This window comes from Pyxidicoccus trucidator (genome assembly GCF_010894435.1).
GTDB classification, from domain to species: domain Bacteria; phylum Myxococcota; class Myxococcia; order Myxococcales; family Myxococcaceae; genus Myxococcus; species Myxococcus trucidator.
In genome coordinates this window covers 296,263-316,678 of sequence record NZ_JAAIXZ010000004.1, presented here as the reverse complement: position 1 = coordinate 316,678, position 20,416 = coordinate 296,263, and the positions used below count along the sequence as shown (strand labels likewise).

Below are 20,416 nucleotides of genomic sequence, written 5' to 3'. Positions count from 1 at the left end.
CGACCGTGCTCCCCTGCCCGCTGGCGTCCTCACCCCGGGCGCGGTGCTTTTCGCAACCGGGTAGCCCTTGCTTCGCCCGCTCCCGAACAACCCAAACCTACGAGAAGGAGCCCTGCAAACATGCAAGGTCAAGCCCCGAACATCCTCCCTTCACTTGGGGCACCCAGGCCCCAAATTATCCGCCGCGACTTATGGAGAAACCAAAGAACAGGGTAGCGAACTGGACGCGGCTGCATCGCCGGTTCGGCGACCACATACGCAAGCTGAGAAACTCTCGCGAGCTGACCCAGGAGACCCTGGCCGAACGCAGCGACCTTTCCGTTGACGGCATCCGCCGAATCGAGCGCGGCTCGTTCTCACCCTCGCTGGACACCCTGGGCAAGCTGGCAGTGGGCCTGGACGTGTCGCTCAAGACGCTCTTCCAGGGCTTCGAGCGCGAGCGCACCGACGCCGTGGCGGAGGTCTGCGACTTCCTGGCCCACCGCTCGGGACGGGACGTGCAGCGAGCCTGGAGGGTCATCCAGGCCATGTTCGAGGAACACTGACGACGCTCACCGCTTCCGCGCGGCGTGGTGCAGGAGCGCGGCGCGGCTGGACACACCCAGCTTGTCGAAGACGTGCTGGAGGTGCTTCTTCACCGTGCCCAGCGAGCACTTCAAGTCGTCCGCGATGAGCTGGTTGTCCCAACCGCGCAGCACGCCCGCCACCACCTCCATCTCGCGAGGCGTGAGGCGCTCCCGCCACGCGTCGGGCAGCGGTGTGCCGTGCGGAGTCTCCCGCAGCAGCAGCGCCCACTCACGCCGGCCCTGGCCATCCGGTGGCAGGGGTACGTAGGTGACGCGCAGGTCCATCACCGGGCCCTCGCGCAGCCAGGCCGGCGGAGGCGGAGGCGCCTCCAGCCCCATGGCGCTGGAGGGCCGGGTCAGGGGTGCCAGCAGGGCCAGGGGCAGTCCGCCCGGTGCGCGCTCCAGCGGAGAGAACCACCGCTCCAGCAGCGGGGTGACGTGCTCGGTGCGCATCACCTCTCGGCCGGGAGCCGCCAGCACCACGCACTCGGCGCCCTGGTGGTGGAAGAGGGTGTCCAGCAGGGTGGCCCGGCGCGACTCGTGGCCGAGCAGCCGGCAGTTGCGCACCGTGTTGACGAGCAGCGGCGTCAGCCGCTGGAGCAGGGCGCGGTCCTTGTCGGAGAAGGGCCGCTGCCGCTCGCGGTACAGCGTGAGGCCGCCATGCCAGTCGCCGCGCGGGTCCAGCAGCACGGACATGACGTGCTCCATGGGGAAGCCAATCTCATGGCAGCGCTGGTACAGCGCGGTGCGCTCCAGCGCCCTGGGCGCCACCATCTCCGAGTCGCGCAGCACGACATTGGGCTGGTGGACGACGGCCTCGCGCACGAAGTCCACGGCGGACAGCTCGCCGTAGTGGGTGACGAAGGCCTCCGGCATCTGGGTCACCACCCAGTCGTAGCCGCCGGGCAGCTCCGGCTGGGACACGCACATGGCCGCGCAGTCCGCGGGCAGCAGCCGCGCCAGCAGCCCATACGCCTGGTCGAGCACCTCGCCCAGCTTGAGCGAGCTGCCCAGGGCCTCCACCATCTCCAGCACGAGCCCCTGCTCGTGAGAGTTCAGATGCAGGGAGGGGGTCCCCATTCGGCACCTCCGGCGCGAAACCGGTGGGTACCCTAGCACCCCGAGTGAGGATTCGCGCCAACCCGCGCCGGAGCCCGGAGGCACCGGACGCGTGAAGCGTGGACAGATAGAGGTCAGAACCACCGGAGCCTCGGACTCCCGCGGCCTCGGCCTCCCCGCGGCCCGGGAACCAGGACGTACGGGCCGCTCCCCACCGCGCCGGCCACCGTGTAGACCTGGGTGGAATGAACGTTCCTTCCGCCCCTCCCCCCTCGACGCGCTGGGTGCGCCTCACCTCGCTGGTGCTGGCGGTGCTCGTGCTGGCGCTGGGACTGGCCTCGCGCTCGAAGGCGCTGCCGTGGCCGCCGTTCTTCGCGGCCTACGCGGGGGACACGCTGTGGGCGCTGCTGGTGTTCCTGCTGCTGCGCTTCGTGGCGCCCGCGCGCCCGGTGCTCCACGTCGCGGGTGCGGCGCTGGCCTTCTCGTTCGCGGTGGAGTGCAGCCAGCTCTATCAAGCGCCCTGGCTGAACGCGGTGCGAAGGACGCTCCCCGGGCGGCTGGTGCTGGGCGCGGGGTTCCTGTGGAGCGACCTCGTCTGCTACACGGCCGGCGTGCTGCTGGGCCTCGGGCTCAGCGCCGCGCAGCGACCTCGCGCGGCACCGATTACACCTGCGTCTTGACCACGTCCTTCAGGCCCGTGGTGGCCTTCTCCACGACGCGACTCACCAGGTCCAGCTCCTGCGTGTAGCGGTACATGGAGGCCTGGAGGGACAGCAGCTCGGCGTTGGAGAACGGCTTGCCGGAGCTGGCCTCCTGGATGATGCGGTCCAAATCACGCTGCCCCTGCTCCAGCGCGCGCACGACGTGGGAGACGGCGTTGAGCACGGGCCGCTCCGTCGGGGCGACCGCCTCCACCGTGTGCACGGCTTGAGCAGCGGGCGTGGCCTGGACCTCGCTGGCGGCGCGGGCCTTGTCCGCGAGGACGCCGTCGAACCTCGACGCACCCTGCGTATCCACCGGAGCCTGGGGTGCCAGCTCGGGGCGGTGCGGCGGGGTGAGGACCTGCGCGGCGTGAACACCGGTCATCGGGCTCGACATGGGCTGCCACCTCCGGGACTGTCTGGAGGACGAGTATCGCGGTCGGCCCTGACACCTCAGGATGGACGTGGCCGCAACGATTGGAGGCCGCTCTAAGCAGAGAACATGGCTAAACTCAATAGCAGGCCTCGCAGTGTGCTAAAGTGCGCCTTAGTCGAGGCCAGAACGTTCCATCCAACAGCCTACCTCTCGGTGAGCACGCCCCACTATGAGCATCGTGTTGACACAGGTGGCCAACTACGACAACGGGAGCCATCATTTCCGAGTCGTGACCCCGCAGGATCCAGAGTCGTTCCTGCAGGCTGTTGCCAAGGAATACTGTCGTCTGCGCACAGAGACAGCGCTGCCGTTGTCAGAGGTGCAACTGGACGGCATCCAGATCCTCGATGTCGCGGGCCTAAAGGCGAGACTATCAACGGCCTGCATTCCTAAGCGCACGGGCGACACGTTTGATGTCACTCGCAGCGATTTCGGCGAAACCATCGCATACATGCTCCTAGAGCAAGAGTATGCCACTCGTTTCGGGTATCGCAGCATCCGCGACCGTGAACTCGTGAGTCTACCGGGTAGGGGCATTGATCTTGTGGGAGTAGAGCTGGGACCGGTTCTCACACTAGTGCTTGGTGAAACCAAAGTATCTGGAGAGAATGTCTCCCCCCCGCAGGTGGTCGAAAAGTCAAACGACTCGCTACACAAACAACAACTCTTCCATCGCACCGAACTCAAAGTGACACGCAATAAACTGTTCGACCTAGCGAGACACGTCCGCGATGAAGATATCCGAAACTACCTCTTCGCAGCTGCACTCCTCTTAGATAAAGAGCAATGGGACCGTCTGCAAATCATCTCATACTGCGTGCTGGTCCGACCAAAACACTGCCATAAGAAAACCGACTTCGGAAAGTTCCTAAAAAAGCCAGGGGCTTTCCAACCCTCTCAAGTCCGCTTCTGGATTGTATGTACTCCAGATGAAATCGATCCAACGGTTGACGCTTGGTACAAGCACTGCATCTCGGTGGAGGCAGCATGAACCACGTCGATCTCACAGCAATCCTGAGAGAGACGGGAGCTGCCGATGACATACAGCAAGTAGTCGAAGCCACGATAGCGGCGACGTTGGCATCCGAGCCCACTTCGGCCACCATCCCAGTTCAGCCTGAGCGACTGCCACGGCTAGGTTTTCTATATGAGATTCAAGGCCTTGGCGCTTACCGCAAATGGACCGCACGAAAATCCGTCTCTGATCGTGCGTCCGCTCAGGCAGCCTTCGGCATGGCTTCTGCCTGTTGGCGCGGGCTAATAGGCCTACCAAGCGAAGAGGATATCAAAGGGTCCTCTCGAATAGTCTCAACCCAAGGGAAGAGTTTGATGGCCATCGAGATGCCAGAGGCATTGATTTCGCCCGAACTCGCCCTAGCTCTTCACCTTGGAGTTGCGAGCATTGCTTGCGGCCGTTCTGCAGAGGCGCGTCTGGATCTCTGCCGGTTCACGTTTTCGGACATACCAGGCCCTCGCGACTGGAAAAATCACGTTGCATCAAATGTTTTTCGTGCCTTTGTTTTCCTTGTTCGGAAACAAGGTGGATGGAAAGATATTGACGACGCCCTCCAATCCATAGCTGAGCTACGCCAACTACAAGCGCAGTTCGAGGACACTTGGCTCAAACAATCTGACGACAATAGCACCTCTGTACAGGCCGCCCTCTCACTGGTGGGTCTCTACCATCTCGCCCAACTTGTCACCCTATGTGGCGACTACCTTAGCACTGGCAAGGATGCGGCAAGCCGAACTCTGACTCGCCTTGAACGGCATCAAGATCAAGCAACGACAGCGTTCGAATCAGTGGGAGACCAACCTTCTGCGCACCTCGCGCGTCTCCTCCACTTAGGCTGCAGAGAACTTGTCCAAAACTGCATTTGGGCACAGGTGGAGGGCTTAGGTGAGCCTGCGAAGGAGCTTGCAAGTCACTTAGCTCGCCGCGGAGCGGAGCGGCCTGTAATCGAACTCTGGCCAGCGCAGCAAACCGCCCTTCGGGATCGCCTTCTTGATCCCTACCCTCGCGCTATCGCTGTTGAAATGCCTACAAGCGCTGGCAAGACGCTGCTTGCAAAGTTTGCCATTGTCCAGACGCGAGCACTGAGCCATGGAACCATTGCATATATCGTTCCCACTCGTGCACTAGTCAACCAGGTTACTCTCGAACTCCGAGCAGACTTCCGCGACCTAAAGCTGCGAGTTGAACAGGCAGTTCCAGCCTTCGAACTGGATCCTACCGAGGATCGTCTTCTCCAAAGTGGTACTGACATTCTTGTCACGACCCCTGAGAAGCTCGACCTCCTAGTCCGGAAGGATCACGTTATCACTAAGAACCTAGCACTAGTGATAGCAGATGAGGCACACAGCATTGCGGAGCGACATCGAGGGCCACGACTTGAGCTTCTCCTTGGAACAATCAAGCGAGACAAGCCTGGCGTACGTTTCCTTCTTCTCTCCCCATTCATTCCGGAGTCCCAGGACCTGCTCACGTGGCTGGGCGATGAGCGCACCATTCCTCCCATTAGAGTTAACTGGCGACCGTCCCGCCGCGTAGTAGGCGCGCTCCGCGCAGAGAAGAAAAAGGGGACTCAGAAACTCATACTGGAAACCCTATCGGCGGCAGATAACGTTGACGTTCGCGCTGGACTGAAGATTACCCTTGCCAGAAAAAATGGCACGTCAGGTCAAGCATCGATCCGCTCATTGGTCCGCGAAGCCGTAGAGGCATTGAGCACCAAGGGTTCAACACTTGTTCTCTGCCGAGGCCCAGGCACTGCGGTCACCCGAGCGCGAGAACTCGCAAAGGTACTTCCAGAGGTCCCCTTAACCCCCGAATGCGAGTCTGTTTCCCATTATCTTGAGGCAGAAATCGGCAGGAAATCGGCACTCTCCGAGTGCATCCGTCATGGGGTCGTCTACCACCATGCCGGCCTCTCGCTAGAAGCTCGTTCCCTCCTTGAAGGACTTATTCGTCGAGGTCATATCAAGGTCGTATGTGGGACTACGACCTTGGCTCAAGGTGTCAATTTCCCTATTTCAACGGTCATCATTGAGACTCTACAGAAGGGAAATGATGACCTTACTTACTCTGAGTTTTGGAATATCGCGGGGCGCGCAGGACGAACATTGGTAGATCCAGTGGGGCTTGTAGCGTTCCCAGCCCCAACGACGGCGGCTGTAACAAAGTTCTCTGATTTTCTAAAAGGCGAAGCCTCTGCCATCTCCAGCCAACTCGCCATCCTCATCAAGCGCATCGATGAGATAGGCACAAAGTTTGACATCAACACACTTTTCAATGTGCCGGAACTCTCTCCGCTACTCCAGTTCTTGGCGCATGCGCTACGTGTCTCAGGCAGTGACGATTTTGCCGCACATGTTGACGAGGTAGAGGACATCCTGCGTTCAAGCCTCGTCTACCACCAAGTTCGTGCCCAGAGTGAACCGGCAGTACAGCGTCTTATTGCGCTCTGCCGCGCTTATCTAGAACAGGTTCGAGGATTGCCCAGAGGCACTCTGGTCCTAGCTGATCAGACTGGCTTCGCCACTCCAAGCGTTCTCAACCTATTGCAACGAAAGCGCGGGACTCCTGAGTTTCAGAAGGCCTCTGAATGGATGCCCACCCGGCTTTTCGGTGAGGACCTAGCGCCACTCACATCGCGCATTTCTGCCATTGCTTCCCTGCCCGAAATCCAGCTTGGTAGCGACGACGTCGGGCCTTTTGATGCAAGGCGTGTAGCATCTATTCTACGCGACTGGGTTCGGGGGGAGCCACTAGACGCTATTGCGCGGCGCCATGTCAGAGAAACACCGGGAATCGTCAAAGATCCAGACAAGGAACTCTCCGAATTCTCAAAATATCTCTTCTCAAAGCTCCTAGGCCGAGCATCGTGGGGCATTGGGGCACTAGAGTCTATTTGTCTTGCTGGGACGACAGACGCTGGCCGGGAAGAAGCGGAACATGTCCCCTCTATGCTCTACTTCGGGGTTAGCCACAAAGAGGCAGTCTGGTTCCGAATGGTCGGGGTTCCGCGTGTGGTGGCTGAAGGACTAGGGCGTTTGTGGAAAACTCGCACTGGGCGAGCCCCTCAATCATTCGATGACTTACGTAGCTGGGTAGGAGACCTTAGCGAGGGCGACTGGAGGAATAGCCTCCCCAAGAAATCCCCCCTAAGCCCCACCGATCTACAGTGGATATGGAAAGAATTCTCGGGGGCCTAACAGCATGAACATACGCAAGCGACTAACGGTCGCTCACCGTTAGATGAGCGCAACAGAAGGACTTCCTGGCACCCCGCCGCAGCTCAGTCCGTCAGCAGCACCATGAGCGTCTGGGCCAGCACCTTCGCCTCGGCATGGTTCGGATCAATCTCCACCGCCTCGTCGGTGACGATGCGCGCCTCCTCCAGGCGTCCCCCCTCCTTGAGGTACAGGCCATAGGCGTAGAACGCATCCGCCGAGCGGGGCTCCTTCGCGATGCGGTCCAGGTGCTTCTTCTCCTCGGCATCCGGCGGGGTGAAGGCGCCAACCGGCGGGCACGGGTTTCCATACTGGCCCCGGATGTGCTTGGAGTACGCGCCCGGCTCCAGCGCCTTCACCGCCTTCAGGAGGTGCCTGCTCCCGGACTCCTTGCCGCGGCTGCACAGCCCGAGGACGGCGATGTACAGCCCCTTGTTGAGGCCGGGGTAGTCGTCGGACTTCTTCACGCCGGGGTAGTCCCAGCTTCCCGTCGTCAGGCGCACCCAGAGCACCTTCGCCTTCAGCCGGTCCAACACGGCCTGCGCTTCCGCCTCGGTCTTCCCACCGCCGACGATGATGATGTCGTAGTTGTGAAGCTTCGGCGCCTGGGCCGAAGCGACGGCGGGTAGCAGCGCGACGAGGAGCAGGAGGAGGCGAGCGGTCATGCCTCCACTCTAACCAACGCACGATGTCGGTCCGACCGCAGAGCAGGCAACCAGCCCCCGAAGACTGAACGTTCCTGGCACCTGCCTGCCGCGGCCCACACCCTGGGGAGGGTCAGGCGTGCAAGGGAGGGGACGGAGATGTGGCATCGGTGGCTGTCCGCCGGAGGGCTCGCGCTGTGTCTGGTGGCCTGCTCGAGTGAGCCCGGTGCACCTCAGGCTCCGGGGACAACGGCCCCCTCCGTGGAGGAGCCCGACGCGGGCTCGCCGCCGGCCCCGGCGCCCAGCCCCTTCCCGAATCCCACGCCCGAGCCGACGCCTGACCCGACGCCTGAAGAAGTCCCGCCCGAGGACACGCCGGCCCTGACCACCTGCGCTCCCGAGCCGACCGGAGACTCCGCCTCCGTGCCCCAGGCCGAGCGCGAGGCACGCAAGGCCTACGCCTGCACCGCGATAGCACTGGAAGGCGCAGTGCTCTCCACCACGGGAGCCCCCGTGGCCAGCGCGACGGTGCGCCTGGGTGAAGCCACCGAGCGCACCGGCACGGACGGACGCTTCCGCTTCCGCGTGCTCGCCCGGCACAACGCGCTCCTCCAGGTGGAGGCGGAGGGCTTCCGTCCCTCCATCGTCGCGGTGGAGCTGCGGCGCGGGCTGCCCGAGACGAAGGTGAGCCTGCCTCCGCTGCGGCTGACGCCGAAGGATGGCGGCGTGCGGATGCTCTTCGGCGGAGACGTCTCCCTCGGCCGCCGCTTCCTGGACCCGTCGGAGCAGACGCCCAGGGACCGCGTCCCCGAGGACCACCCGGACGCCCTCATCCGCGCGTCGGACCCGCTGCCCGGCACGAAGGAGGTCTTCACGCACATCCGGCCCTTCTTCCAGGTGGCGGAGTTCCGCGTCGTGAATCTGGAGACGCCGGTGACGGACGCGCCGAAGACGCCCCACGGCTCGAAGGACTTCGCCTTCTTCACCCTGCCCGGCTCGCTGCCCGCGCTGAAGTGGCTGGGCGTGGACTACGTGAGCCTGGGCAACAACCACGTCTACGACTACCTCGCCTCGGGCCTGGAGGACACGCTCCGCCACGTCACGGCGGCGGGCTTCTCGCACAGCGGCGCGGGGCGCACGCCGGACGAGGCCTTCCGTCCGTGGCGCACCAGCCTGGCGGGAGCGCCCTACAGCTTCGTGTCCATGTGCTCCATCAGCGGCAGCGACCACGAGCACACCTACGTGGCCACGGCCACCCAGGGCGGCGCGGCGGACCTGCGGGACAGCGCGCGCGTGGCGGCGACGCTTGGCGGCGAGCGTGCCGCGGGACGGGTGCCCATCGCCCAGCTGCACACGGGCACCGAGTACAGCGAGCGGCCCGCCGGCTTCACGAAGCATCAACTCCGCAACGCGGTGGACCAGGGCGCGGCGCTCGTCATCGCGCACCACCCGCACACGCCGCAGGGCTTCCTGCGCTACCGGGGCGTGCTGGTGGCCCAGTCCCTGGGCAACCTCGCCTTCGACCAGGACCGCCTGGAGACCATGGTGGGCCTGCTGACGGAGGTGGAGCTGCGCGGCGCCACCGTGTCCCGTGCGCGCGCCCTGCCCGTCTACCTCGAGGACTACCGTCCCCGCCCCGTCACGGGAGAGCTGGCGGAGCTCACGCTGCGCAACCTCTCCGAGCTGTCACGCGAGGGTGACGTGACGCTGGTGCCGCACCTGGCCTCCGGAGAGCTGCTGCCCGAGGGCACCGAGGCAGCCGTGGCCGAGCGCAAGGTGGACGTGCCGGTGACGGTGGACGCGAGCGGCAGGGCGACGGTGGACCTGCGCCCCTTCCGTCGCGAGGGCGAGTCCCTGGCGGTGGTGGAAGTGGTGGACTCGGGTGGCCAGCGCGTGGATGTCCGCCGGCTGCGCGCCGGGCGGGACGTGCTGTTGCACGGCGACTTCGAGGACCACGACGTGGACGGCGACGCCAACGAGGCCGTGCGCTGGGAGTTGGAGGGCGGAGCGGGCTTCGTGTGCCAGGACTCACCGCACCGGGGGGCCGCGGCGCTCTGCCAGACGCGCGCCGCCAGTGAGCGCAAGCCGGCGGTGGTGGACCTGCGCAACCGGCTCCGCCTGCCGGGCTTCGCGGAGGGCCGGCCCCGCCAGTCGCTGACGGTGGTGGGCTGGCTGAGGGGCACCGGCGCCGGCGCGTTCCACGTCACCGTCCAGTACCAACCCATCCAGTTCTACAAAGTACTCGGCGAGCAGGAGGTGTTGCGGCATCCGGGCGGGACGTTCGACTGGACGCAGGTGGACACGGACCTGACGTTCCCCACGGCCCCCGCGCGGCCGGACCTCTACAACGCGCCATGGGCTTTGCAGCTGTCACTCCGTAGCGCTCCACCCGCCAGGGGGGTGGGCCTGTTCGCCATGGACGACCTGGCGGTGGTGGCCTGGGAGCGCGACAGCGAAGGCGGCATGCTGCGCCTGGAGACACCCCAGCCTCGCGACTTCGTCCGGGTGGAGTCCGCCCCCGGGGGATACACGCTGCGTGTCACCTTCCGGGAGCACCGCGTGCCCTGAGACATTCTCGGGCGTTCCCTCTTCCCATTCCCGGCATTCTCACGAGAATGCCCGCGTGAGCCCCGCATCGAACCCCGTCCTGGTGGTGGACGACGACCCCGACATCCGGGAAGCCGTCCAGGACATCCTCTCCTTCGAGGGCTACGGGGTGGTGCAGGCCGACAACGGCCGGGAGGCGCTGGCGCTGTTGAGCAGCGAGCCGCCGCTGCGCCCCTGTATCATCCTCCTGGATTTGATGATGCCGGTGATGGACGGAGAGGAGCTCGTCGGGCACCTCCAGAAGGTTCCGGCCCTGGCCGAGCTGCCCGTCATCCTCGTCACCGCGAGCGGGCGGGGCATGTTCCCGGGCGTGAAGACCATCATCAAGAAGCCCTTCGAGATGGACGAGCTGCTGGCGGCGGTCGCTGCACACTGCCATCCCTGAGCGTGTCGATGACCAGCTCCCGGAAGCAGCGGGCGCCCGGGTCCTCGTGCGTGCGGGTGTGCCAGATGAGCGCCATGACCATCGGCGGCACCTTGGGAGTCAGCTCCAGCCGCTTCAGCGGCAGCATGGCGCAGAGTGCGTCCGCCGTGCGTCCGGGCATTCCCGCCACGTAGTCCGTCCGGCTGGCGGCGATGCCCGCGGCGATGAAGTGGGACACGGAGAGCGCCACGTGCCGGGTGAGGCCGCGCTCCTTCATGAGCTCCGCGAAGAGGCGGTGGCCCACGCCCGGGCGTCCCCCGGCGATGTTCATGTCCACGTGCTGGACGGCGCAGAAGGCCTCCTTCGTCAGCGTCGTCCCGCGCAGGCGCGGGTGGTCCTTCCGGGCGACGAACGCCACCTCATCCAGGTAGAGGGGCTCGGCGAAGAAGCCCTCGCGTGAGGCGACCTGCACCGGGCCCAGTGCGACGTCCACGTCCCCCGTGGCCACGCCGTCCGTCGCGACGACGTAGTCGATGCTCACCACGCGCAGCCGCGCCCTGGGCATGCGCCGGGAGAAGGCCTCGACGATGAGCGGCAAGTCGCACAGGTCCTGGTTGTCACCGCAGGAGAGGGTGAACTGACGCGTGCTCTCGGAGGGTTCGAAGCGGTTGTCGTCCACCGCCATCTGGAGCTGACTCACCGCGGAGGCGATGAGGGGCCGCAGCGCCTCGCACCGGGGCGTGGGCACGAGCCCGCGCCCGCTGCGCACCAGGAGCGGGTCCCCCAGCACGTCCCGCAGCCGCGCCAGCGCATTGCTCACGGCCGACTGCGTGACGTGGAGCTGTCGCGCCGCCCCCGTGGCGCTGCCCGTCTCCAGCACCGCGTGGAGGACGAGGAAGAGGTTCAGGTCCACCGCCGAGAGATTCATGGGGGTGATTCCATACCTCATGAAACATCACCGGGGCCAACGACTCGTCACACGGGCCGTCGGCGGTGAGCTGAGCCGGAGCCTGGACGGCCGCTGCGCCACCTGCGCGTGCCTGGCCGGTGCGCGAGAGGCTCAGCGCTGCTTCAGGCCCTCGCGCCAGGCGAAGACGGCGGCCTGGGTGCGGTCATCCAGGTGCAGCTTGCCCAGGATGTTGCTCACGTGGGACTTCACCGTCTTCTCGGACACGCCCAGCCGCGTGGCGATGTCCGCGTTGGAGGCGCCGTCGGCGATGAGCAGCAGCACCTCGCGCTCACGCTCACTCAGCTCCGAGTGCGCGGGAGGCCGCTCCCGTGAGGGCTCGCGCAGCAGGCGCACCACCTGGCCGGCGACGCGCGGGTGCAGGGTGGCCTCACCCGCCGCCGCGCGGCGCACGGCCTGCACCAGCTCCTCGGCGCTCGCGTCCTTGAGGAGGTAGGAGAGCGCACCGGCACGCAGCGCGGGGACGATGTGCTCCGCGTCGTGCGAGGACGTGAGCATCAACACCTGGGTGCGGGGGCTGGCCTCCTTCAGCCGCCGCGTGGTCTCGATGCCTCCCATGCCCGGCATCAGCACGTCCACGAGCGCCACGTCCGGAGCGTGCTCGCGCGCCAGCTCCACGGCGGCCTCGCCCGTGGCCGCGTCGCCCACCACTTCGATGTCGGACTGCGCCGCCAGCAGCGCGCGGATGCCCTGGCGGACCAGCGTGTGGTCATCGGTGATGAGGACGGTGAGTGGCGGCATGTCGTCTCGCGAAGCCCTCCCGGTCAGGGGAGGACGCGGATGTCCTCAGGGAACACGGGGTCCACCTCGTAGTGGTCCAGGAACTGGCCGCTGAAGCCCTGGATGACGACACGCTGGCCCTGCTCCAGCCCGCTCACGTCGATGCCCGTGCCGGTATTGATGAACACGACGGTGGGGCCGGTGCCGTCATCCACCTCGAACTTGAACCCGTAGGGGAAGTCATCCTCGATGTCGCTGACGATGGTGCCCTTGATGCGGACGAGGCGGCCCTCGGTCTCCTCGCTCACGTCGCCTGTCTTCACGGGGTGGGGTCGGGGCTCGTGCGCCTCTCCCAGCACCTCGATGGACGTCGGTACCACGCTGAGCACCTGCCCGAAGGAGTTGGTCAGCGTGCCCGTCACACGGACCACCTGGCCGACCTCGATGTTCGCCGCGAGCGAGTCGAGGATGTAGATGCCGACCTTCTTGTCCTGGATGGCGAAGCCGTTGTCATTGGGGAAGAAGCCTCCCGTGAATGACGTCGCCACCCCCACCACCGTCACGGTGGTGCCCAGGGGCTGCTGACGAGCCGCGGCGATGGAGCCGTCCGAGGGCTTCGCCATGACCGGGACAGGAACGGCAAGGGCCACCACCGCGAGCAGCGCGGCCAGTCCGGCCTTCCACTGCATTCTCATCTCAACCATGACGTGCTCCCGGTTCGGCTTCCCGGAGGAAGCGTTGAGCGCCAGCGCTTCATTGCGCGTCTGGGTTTATATCCGGAAATTCATGAATTAACAGTCATGCCTGGGTCATACGGCTCACGCCCCCCTCTGAGGTCCGGTGTGCGCGGTGAAGGCCGCCTCGAGGCGCAGCCCCGGCAGGGCCTCACCCGGCCCCAGCCGGAAGTGCCCGCCCGGCAGGGCCTCCGCGCGCTCGCGCATGATGTCCAGGCCCATGCCGCCACGGCGCTCGGCCGGCAGCCCGCGCCCGTCATCCTCCACCACGAGCGCCTGGCGTGACGGCCCGGTGCTCCCCAGCCACACGCGCACCCGGCTCGCGCCGCTGTGCCGCCCCACGTTCGCCAGCGCCTCTTGAAGGATGCGCAGCAGCGCCTCCGCGACAGGCGGCGGCAGCGCCCCCGCGTCCAGCCGCACGTCGGCGGAAATCCCCGTGCGCGCGGACCACGCCTCCACCTGCTGACGGAGCGACTCGGGCCACGGGCCCTCCAGCGAGCGGGGCCGCAGCTCCTGCAGCAGGGACACCAGCTCGCGCTGCGAGGTGCCCACCAGCTCACTGGCCTCGGTGAGGCAGGCCTCGGCGCGCTCGGGCTGGCGCGGCAGATGCGCCTTCGCCGCGCCCAGCTGCATCGCCGCCGCGAACAGGTGCTGCTTCACCGTGTCGTGCAGGTCCCTCGCCAGCCTGTCCCGCTCCTCTCGGGCGGCCAGCTCCTGCCGCAGCCCCACCACGGCGCGCAGCTGCCCGGCCATCTGGTTGAGCCTGTCGGCCAGCACGGCCAGCTCGTCCCCGGGCGGCACGGACGCCACCACGTCCAGCTCCCCCCGCGCCCACGCATCCGCGGCGGACGTCAGGGGCCGCAGCCCCGCCAGCAGCCGGCGCGCGCTGAGCGCACCCACCACCAGCCCCACGGCCGTGCCCAGCAGCACCAGCGGCACGCCCAGCGCGAGGACGAACCCGAGCACCGAGCCCACGAAGTCCCTCGGCCGCATCGGCGGCGTCATCCGCGCCACCACCGCGCCCAGCACCTGGCCGCCCGCTCCCCGCACCGGCACCGCCGCCACCAGGCCCCCATTCTCACCGCGCAGCCCCAGGGACTCCGGCGCCGTGACGCCGGACAGCGCCCGGCCGATGAGCACCGCCTCCTCCGCCGACGGACGGAAGGCCTCCGCGCGCGACACGCCCGCGCGGGAGAAGTCCACCGCCAGCAAGGGCGTGCCCTTCGCATCGAGCACGCCCACGGTGCCCGCGCTGGGGCCGCCGAGGCGAATCTCCACCTCCACCGCGTTCTCCTGCGCAACCGAAGACGAATCCTCCTGGGCCAGCTCGCGGAAGAGGATGCGCTCCATCGCGCCCACGTCCGGGGGCGTCGCCGCCAGCGCCGGAGCCAGCACCATCCCCTTGCCGAGCACCTCCGCCGCCACGTCCACCGCCATGCCCTGCGAGCGGAGCAGGTAGTTGCCGGCCAAAGCCAGCAGCACCCCGACGAGCAGCAACGCGAGGCCCAGCGTGGCGCCCACGCAGGCGAGCGTGAGCCGCCACTGCAACCGCTGCCAGGGACGCAAGGGACGCATGGATGCAGCGGAGGTTGGCACGCCCGCCCCCGTGGCTCCACCGTCTGGAGGCGGAGCGCCCCCTCCGCCTCCAGACTGAGTCCTCTCGGGAGCCGACCCGCGGAGCCCCAGTCACGAGAGGAGGTGCGGGGCCTCCGTCCCCAGGCGGGCAACCGCCTCCACCCGGGGACGGATGTGCGCGGAGCGCGTCGCTGTCAGGGTGACGTGACACGCGGGGCCGGACGCCGGACGAGGAGGATTCAAGGATGAATCGACTGTGGATGGGGCTGCTTGCGGGCGCCGTGGCACTGGGAGCCGTGGGCTGTAACAAGGAGGATGACAGCGAGGACTCCGACGCCTTCCCGCTTCCCGAGGGGCGTGCCCCCGAGCCCGAGGAGGGAGGCCCCAGCTACAGTGGAGGCCCGGTGACGTGGCATCGCGACGTGGCGCCCATCGTCCAGCGCCGCTGCCAGGGCTGCCACGCCGAGGACGGCATGGCGCCCTTCGCGCTGGGCGCGTACTCGCAGGCGTCCGTCCGGCACGGGGAGGTGGCCCGCGCGGTGACGCAGTTGCGCATGCCGCCGTGGATGCCCGCGCCGGGCGAGCACCGCTTCCAGGACTCGCGCCGGCTGACGCGGGGAGAGGTGGACCTCCTGGCCGCGTGGTCCGCGCAGGGAGCGCCGGAGGGAGACCCGGCCACCGCGCCGCCGCCCGCGCCCGCGCCGCAAGGACTGTCCTGGGTGGACACGCGCCTGGAGCCCGCCAACGCGTACACCCCCAATGGCAGCCAGCAGGACGACTACCACTGCTTCCTGCTGGAGCCGGGCTTCACCACTGCGCGAGACGTCATCGGCTTCGAGGTGCTGCCGGGGACGACGCACCAGGTGCACCACGTGCTGCTCTTCAACGTGCCCGAGGCGGACGCGCGCCAGGCCGACGCCAGCGAGCCCGGGCCGGGGTGGACGTGCTTCGGAGACTCCGGCGTGGAGAACCAGACGGTGCTGGGCGCGTGGGCGCCAGGCACTCCGCCCACCCGCTACCCGGAGGGCACGGGCGTGCGCGTGCAGCCGGGGAGTGTGGTGGTGATGCAGGTGCACTACAACCTGAACAACGGCCCCCGCGTGGCAGACCGCACCTCGGTGGACCTGCAGTTCGCGCGCGAGCCGGTGCCGAACCCCGCCGCGCTGCTGCTCGTGGCGGGTGACGGCTTCTCGATTCCACCGGGTGGGCAGGGCTACCGGTACACCTTCCAGCAGATTGTGAATGCGGGCACGCTGTGGGGCGTCATTCCGCACATGCACACGCTGGGGCGGCGCATCGTCCTGCAGCGGGAGGCGGACACGCTCATCGACATTCCCGCCTGGGACTTCCACTGGCAGCAGATGTACTTCTACGAGGAGCCCGTGAAGTTCAAGTCGGGCCGCTCCCGGCTGCAGCTCACCTGCGTCTGGGACAACCTCACGCAGCGCACAGTGCGCTGGGGCGAGGGCACGGAAGACGAGATGTGTCTCGCGTACCTCTACGTCACTCAATAGCAGGTGTTATAGAGCGGCGCCCATGAGCCTCCCCACCCCGCGCCCGTTGTCCGCCGATGAAGCCGCGAGCCTCAATGCCAGCATTCCCTCCCAGTTCGGGGACTACTTCGGTCCCGTCCCGGAGGGAGTGCCCGTCGTCCCGGGGCCGGTGCACCTGCCCGACTTCGAGCAGCCCGAGTTCGAGTCCCGCCTCATCCTCGGAGACCTCCAGGTGGACGGGCTGCTGGTCAACCCTCCGCACACGAGCCTCATCGTCACCGGCTCGCTGCGCGCCGGGGCCGTGCTCACGATGGGGAAGCTCGTCGTGCTGGGTGACATGGTGGTCGGAGACCTGTACGGCAACTCGTTCTCCAACGAGGTGTGCGTGGTGAAGGGGAACCTCACCGCGCGGTGCCTGCTGGAGAAGGGGCACTTCTTCGAGACGCTGGGACGCCTGTCGGGAGAGGCCGCCCTCTCGCTGAGCAACGTCGTCTCCGCCCACGGAGGGGTGGAGGTGCGGGTGGCGGCGCTGAAGGGCATGAACGACGAGGAGCGCCGCCGCGTCCTCGATGCTTCGCTGTTCGACGACGAAGGGAGCCTCTCGGAGCGGCGCATCGTCGCCCGTCTTCGAGCGGGCCTGCCCCTGCTACGGGCCGCCTGAGCGTCGTCGTCTCGCCGTGGCGCGCCTGCGCGTTGCCCGCCGGAAGACAGCCTACACCGGACTGACCTCTGCCCTACGCCCGGAGCGTCTGGATTTGGACTTCCGGACCCGGCCGTGAGCATTGGACTTGCGGCCATGTTACGGCCGGAATGTGTTGCGCCCCCCACTTCCGCCACCGCCCGCCGAGGACCTGGAGACCTTCGCGCAGCGGCTGCGCGTGGTCGCGGACGCGGCGCCGGTGATGCTGGCGTACGTGGACGCGGCGGAGCGCTACCTCTACGCCAACACGGCCTATGCGGCGTGGTTCAACCTCCCCCGCGAGGCGATGCTCGGCCGCACCGTGCGCGAGGTGGTGGGAGACGCGGCCTACGAGCTGCTGCGCCCCGCCGTGCACGTCGCGCTCGCGGGCCAGCGCGTCCACTTCGAGCGGCCCGTGCCCTACAGCGGCGGCACGCGCTGCATCAACGCCACCTATGTGCCGCACGTGCAGCCGGACGGCTACGTCGCGGGCTACGTCAGCACCGTGCTGGACGTCACCGAGCGCATCCGCGCGGAGGAGGAGCGCGAGCGCACCTCGCGCTTCCGGGAGCACTTCCTCGGCGTGGTGAGCCACGATTTGCGCAACCCGCTGAGCGCCATCCTCCTCGGGGCCAACGCGCTGCTGCACGCGGGCACGCTGGACGAGCGCCAGGGCCGCGTGGTGGCCCGCATCGCCCGGAGCGCCGCCGGCATGGAGCGCATGATTGCCGATCTGCTGGACTTCACCCGCGTGCGGCTGGGAGGCGGCTTCCCGCTGGAGCCGGTGCCCACGCACCTGGACGCGCTGTGCCTGGAGGTGCTCGAAGAGCTGGAGGTGGCCTGGCCCGCGCGCGAGCTGCGCGGCCTGCTCGCGCCGATGCCTCCGGGGCGGTGGGACCGGAACCGGCTCACCCAGGTGGTGTCCAACCTGGTGGGCAACGCGCTCCAGCACAGCCCGGAGGGCACGCCGGTCACCGTCACGACGCGGGCCGAGGGCTCCCTGGCGGTGCTGGAGGTCCACAACGAGGGCGCCGCGATTCCTCCGGAGCTGCGCGCGCACCTCTTCGAGCCCTTCCGCCGCGGCGAGCACACGCCGGGACGGCGGGGGCTGGGCCTGGGGCTCTATATCGCCCACGAAATCGTGCGTGCGCACGGCGGAGGTCTCGCCGTGCGCTCCGCCGGGGAGGAAGGAACCACCTTCACCGTGCGGCTGCCGCTGCACCTGGCGTCGCGGTAGCGGCGCGCTGGGACGTCAGGAGCGGCGCGCGCCCGTGAGCATCGCGGTGACTTGAGGGTCCAGCTTGAAGGACTCGAAGAAGCGGTCCGCGTCGTGGGGCGGCTTGCCGTCCGGGTGCAGCAGGAGCTGCTGGTACAGGCGTGGGCCGACGAGGAAGAAGCGGCCGCGCAGGTGGCGCGGGCCGGAGACGCCCTCCACCTCCCAGCCGGGGAAGCCGTCCATCATCAGCGGGCGCGAGGAGAGGCCGGTGGCGCCCAGGGCCTCCAGGGCGCCATGGCTGGCGCGGGCGACCACGTCGCGCGGGTCGGCCTGGGCCACGGCGGCGGCGGGGAAGTCCGTGTAGGAGACGTAGTAGGCGGTGTCCGCCTCCGGGCGCACGGCGATGAAGGTGTGGAGTGTCACCTCGCCGACCTCGGTGGTCTGCGTGCGGCGCTCCTCACTCACGGGGCCTGGAATGGAGACGGAGAAGCCACCCTCCGTGGACTGGACGACAGAGGCCGCGTCCTGGGTGGGCGCGGGCGGGGTGGAGGCGGTCGGCGCCTGCTGACGGGAGGCACACGCCCCCAGGCCCCCGAGGGCCAGCAGGGCGGCGAGCGACGCGACTCGGCGCAGGGTCTTCATATTCCGGGAAACTCCCATGGTGTGGACCCGAAGGTACGTCGGGGCATGCAAGGACGCATCCTGCATCCACGGGCCGACGCGCGTCAGGCAACGCTTCCTGGGCCACCCCGCCTCAGTGCAGCGTCCCCTCCGGAGGCTGCGGGCTGGACGGACCGGGAATCCCCTCGGGGAGCCGGACCTCCGCGGAGGCGAGCGGCAGGCGCACCCTGAACACGGAGCCGGTGCCGGGCTGGCTGTCCACCTCGATGTACCCCCCATGCGCCTCGACGATGCGGCGGGCCACGGACAGCCCGAGCCCCACCCCGGGCGCCCGCTGCTTCGCGTTCCCCGCGCGCTGGAACGGAGCGAAGAGCAGGCGCTTCTCGTCCTCGGAGATGCCGATGCCCTCGTCCCTCACCGACAGGAGCACCTCTTCCCCCACGCGGAGCACGGCCACGTCCACGCGGCTTCCCCCTGGCGAGTACTTCAGCGCATTGCTGACCAGGTTGTGCAGCACCTGCTCCAACCGCGCCGGGTCCCCGCGCACCAGCACCGGCGTGTCCGGCAGGGAGAGCTGGAGGACATGCCCGCTGGCCCCCGAGCGGTAGAGCTCCACCACCTCCCGCGCCAGCTCCCGCGCGTCACGCACCTCCGGCCGCAGCTCCAGCTTGCCGGCCTCGATGCGCGTGGAGTCGAGCAAATCCCCCACCATGCGGTCCAGCCTGTCCACCTGCCGGCCCACCAGCGCCAGGGTGCGCTCCATGCGCTCCGGCGTGAGCGGGGCGCCGCCCCGGCCCGGCAGGGCGGTGGACAGCTTGAGGGCGGACAGCGGGTTGCGCAGCTCGTGGGCCACCCCGGCGAGGAAGGCCAGCTGCTGCTCCTGCTGGTGGGCCAGGCTGTTGGCCATCTCGTTGAAGGTGCGCGCCATGTCGCGCAGCTCCGTCGGCCCCGCCTCGGGCGCGCGGGTGCGCTTGCGGCCGGAGCCGAAGCGGCGCATGGCCTGGCTGATGTCGCGCAGGGGCTGCAGGGCGATGCCTCTCAGCAGGAAGGTGCCGGCCACCACGCCCGCCAGCAGCAGCACACAGAACGCCAGCCCCACCGTGTTGGCCAGGCTGTTCCACCGCGCCGCCTCCTCGCGCGCGGCCCGGGCCTCGGCCACGTTGATTTCGATGACCTGCTCCAGCCCATCCAGCGCGGCCTCGAGCGAGGGCCCGACCTTCCCCTGGGACCGGACCCGCCGCTCCGCGAGGTAGGTTTCGATGTGGCCGCGAATCGCGTCCACCAGCGCCCGCTCGGCATCGGAGGCGGCGATGTGCCAGATCTCGTCGAGGTGCGGCAGCAGCGTCGCCTCCAGCTGCGCTCGCGAGGCGCGGCCGGTGTCCATGGGCACCGAGAGGAGACTCTCCCGGAGCAGCCGGTCATGGGAGAGCAGGCGGACCTCCACCTCCTCCGCCAGCCGCACGCCCTCCACGGAGTTGCCGAGCGTGGCCGCGGAGCGGTCCAGCACGCCCGTCAGCACCACGAGCGAGGTGGCGGCCATCAGCGTCAGCAGGGCCAGCAGGCCCATGGTGGCAGCGAGCCACGCACGGAGGCTCATGCGGCCTCCCGCGCTGGCGCAGGGGGGCCGTGAGACACCAGGCCATCGGACGGGAATCTCACGTGCGCTCCTCCCGGAGGACGGGCCGGTCCACAGCCGCGCCTCCTCCTGAGTGGAGGAACAAGCCCGCCACGGGAGGGATTCACGGATTGGACAGCAGGCAGGCTCGGGGAGAGGTTCCCTGCACGGCGCCAGCGCCGACCG

Annotated in this window: 18 protein-coding genes; 9 read left to right on the top strand and 9 right to left on the bottom strand. The window is 68.0% G+C overall.

Translation table 11 applies throughout. From position 1 onward, the window contains the following. Window positions 1-191 precede the first annotated feature (191 nt). Window positions 192-545, top strand: a complete 354-nt coding sequence (locus tag G4D85_RS14595; RefSeq protein ID WP_164012251.1) for a helix-turn-helix domain-containing protein — start codon at window positions 192-194, stop codon at window positions 543-545. A 6-nt stretch (window positions 546-551) separates the two neighbouring features. Here G4D85_RS14595 and G4D85_RS14590 read toward each other — a convergent pair whose 3' ends face one another. Then, the gene (locus G4D85_RS14590) at window positions 552-1,646 is read right to left on the bottom strand and encodes a helix-turn-helix domain-containing protein (RefSeq protein WP_164012250.1); all 1,095 of its coding nucleotides are present in this window, start codon (window positions 1,644-1,646) and stop codon (window positions 552-554) included. Between the two features lie 224 nt (window positions 1,647-1,870). Here G4D85_RS14590 and G4D85_RS14585 point away from each other — a divergent pair, with 224 nt between their 5' ends. Next, on the top strand, window positions 1,871-2,305 hold the full coding sequence (locus G4D85_RS14585; protein ID WP_164012249.1) for a ribosomal maturation YjgA family protein: 435 nt from the start codon (window positions 1,871-1,873) through the stop codon (window positions 2,303-2,305). On the opposite strand, the gene G4D85_RS14580 is transcribed toward G4D85_RS14585, so the two are convergent. Further along, a complete protein-coding gene (locus tag G4D85_RS14580; RefSeq protein ID WP_240359266.1) occupies window positions 2,289-2,723 on the bottom strand; it encodes an ATP-dependent helicase HrpB in 435 nt (144 codons plus the stop codon). The two genes, G4D85_RS14585 and G4D85_RS14580, sit on opposite strands and share 17 nt — an antisense overlap. Window positions 2,724-2,931: 208 nt before the next feature. On the opposite strand from G4D85_RS14580, the gene G4D85_RS14575 reads away from it, so the two are divergent. Beyond that, complete coding sequence (locus G4D85_RS14575; RefSeq protein WP_164012248.1) at window positions 2,932-3,753, top strand: Hachiman antiphage defense system protein HamA; 822 nt, start codon at window positions 2,932-2,934, stop codon at window positions 3,751-3,753. Continuing rightward, complete coding sequence (locus tag G4D85_RS14570; RefSeq protein WP_205525551.1) at window positions 3,750-6,977, top strand: DEAD/DEAH box helicase; 3,228 nt, start codon at window positions 3,750-3,752, stop codon at window positions 6,975-6,977. Before G4D85_RS14575 ends, G4D85_RS14570 begins: the two co-directional genes overlap by 4 nt. Before the next feature lie 83 nt (window positions 6,978-7,060). On the opposite strand, the gene G4D85_RS14565 is transcribed toward G4D85_RS14570, so the two are convergent. After that, entirely contained in the window at window positions 7,061-7,660 is a 600-nt protein-coding gene (locus G4D85_RS14565) for a hypothetical protein (RefSeq protein ID WP_164012246.1), read from the bottom strand. 138 nt (window positions 7,661-7,798) lie between these two features. On the opposite strand from G4D85_RS14565, the gene G4D85_RS14560 reads away from it, so the two are divergent. Beyond that, window positions 7,799-10,207, top strand: a complete 2,409-nt coding sequence (locus G4D85_RS14560; RefSeq protein WP_164012245.1) for a CapA family protein — start codon at window positions 7,799-7,801, stop codon at window positions 10,205-10,207. Between the two features lie 55 nt (window positions 10,208-10,262). After that, complete coding sequence (locus G4D85_RS14555) at window positions 10,263-10,631, top strand: response regulator (RefSeq protein WP_164012244.1); 369 nt, start codon at window positions 10,263-10,265, stop codon at window positions 10,629-10,631. Here G4D85_RS14555 and G4D85_RS14550 read toward each other — a convergent pair. The 4 genes from G4D85_RS14550 to G4D85_RS50290 form a co-directional block, all read right to left on the bottom strand. Next, window positions 10,570-11,538, bottom strand: coding sequence for a LysR family transcriptional regulator (locus G4D85_RS14550; RefSeq protein ID WP_164012243.1), 969 nt, complete (start codon window positions 11,536-11,538; stop codon window positions 10,570-10,572). The genes G4D85_RS14555 and G4D85_RS14550 overlap by 62 nt on opposite strands. A gap of 132 nt (window positions 11,539-11,670) precedes the next feature. After that, window positions 11,671-12,318, bottom strand: coding sequence for a response regulator (locus G4D85_RS14545; protein WP_164012242.1), 648 nt, complete (start codon window positions 12,316-12,318; stop codon window positions 11,671-11,673). A 23-nt stretch (window positions 12,319-12,341) separates the two neighbouring features. Further along, a complete protein-coding gene (locus G4D85_RS14540; RefSeq protein WP_164012241.1) occupies window positions 12,342-13,001 on the bottom strand; it encodes a single stranded DNA-binding domain-containing protein in 660 nt (219 codons plus the stop codon). A 114-nt stretch (window positions 13,002-13,115) separates the two neighbouring features. Continuing rightward, window positions 13,116-14,606, bottom strand: a complete 1,491-nt coding sequence (locus tag G4D85_RS50290; RefSeq protein ID WP_164012240.1) for a sensor histidine kinase — start codon at window positions 14,604-14,606, stop codon at window positions 13,116-13,118. A gap of 245 nt (window positions 14,607-14,851) precedes the next feature. On the opposite strand from G4D85_RS50290, the gene G4D85_RS14530 reads away from it, so the two are divergent. The 3 genes from G4D85_RS14530 to G4D85_RS14520 all read left to right on the top strand — a co-directional run bounded on the left by G4D85_RS14530 (window position 14,852) and on the right by G4D85_RS14520 (window position 18,015). After that, the gene (locus G4D85_RS14530; RefSeq protein ID WP_164012238.1) at window positions 14,852-16,120 is read left to right on the top strand and encodes a monooxygenase; all 1,269 of its coding nucleotides are present in this window, start codon (window positions 14,852-14,854) and stop codon (window positions 16,118-16,120) included. Window positions 16,121-16,142: 22 nt separating this feature from the next. After that, a complete protein-coding gene (locus tag G4D85_RS14525) occupies window positions 16,143-16,760 on the top strand; it encodes a hypothetical protein (RefSeq protein ID WP_164012236.1) in 618 nt (205 codons plus the stop codon). Between the two features lie 154 nt (window positions 16,761-16,914). Beyond that, on the top strand, window positions 16,915-18,015 hold the full coding sequence (locus tag G4D85_RS14520; protein ID WP_164012235.1) for a sensor histidine kinase: 1,101 nt from the start codon (window positions 16,915-16,917) through the stop codon (window positions 18,013-18,015). A gap of 15 nt (window positions 18,016-18,030) precedes the next feature. Here the strand turns inward: G4D85_RS14520 and G4D85_RS14515 are convergent, their stop codons facing one another. Both G4D85_RS14515 and G4D85_RS14510 read right to left on the bottom strand, forming a co-directional pair. Beyond that, window positions 18,031-18,636, bottom strand: a complete 606-nt coding sequence (locus G4D85_RS14515) for a tudor domain-containing protein (protein WP_164012233.1) — start codon at window positions 18,634-18,636, stop codon at window positions 18,031-18,033. 112 nt (window positions 18,637-18,748) lie between these two features. After that, window positions 18,749-20,212 carry a HAMP domain-containing sensor histidine kinase gene (locus G4D85_RS14510; protein WP_164012231.1) on the bottom strand — a complete coding sequence of 488 codons (1,464 nt, stop codon included), beginning with the start codon at window positions 20,210-20,212 and terminating at the stop codon, window positions 18,749-18,751. Window positions 20,213-20,416 lie beyond the last annotated feature (204 nt).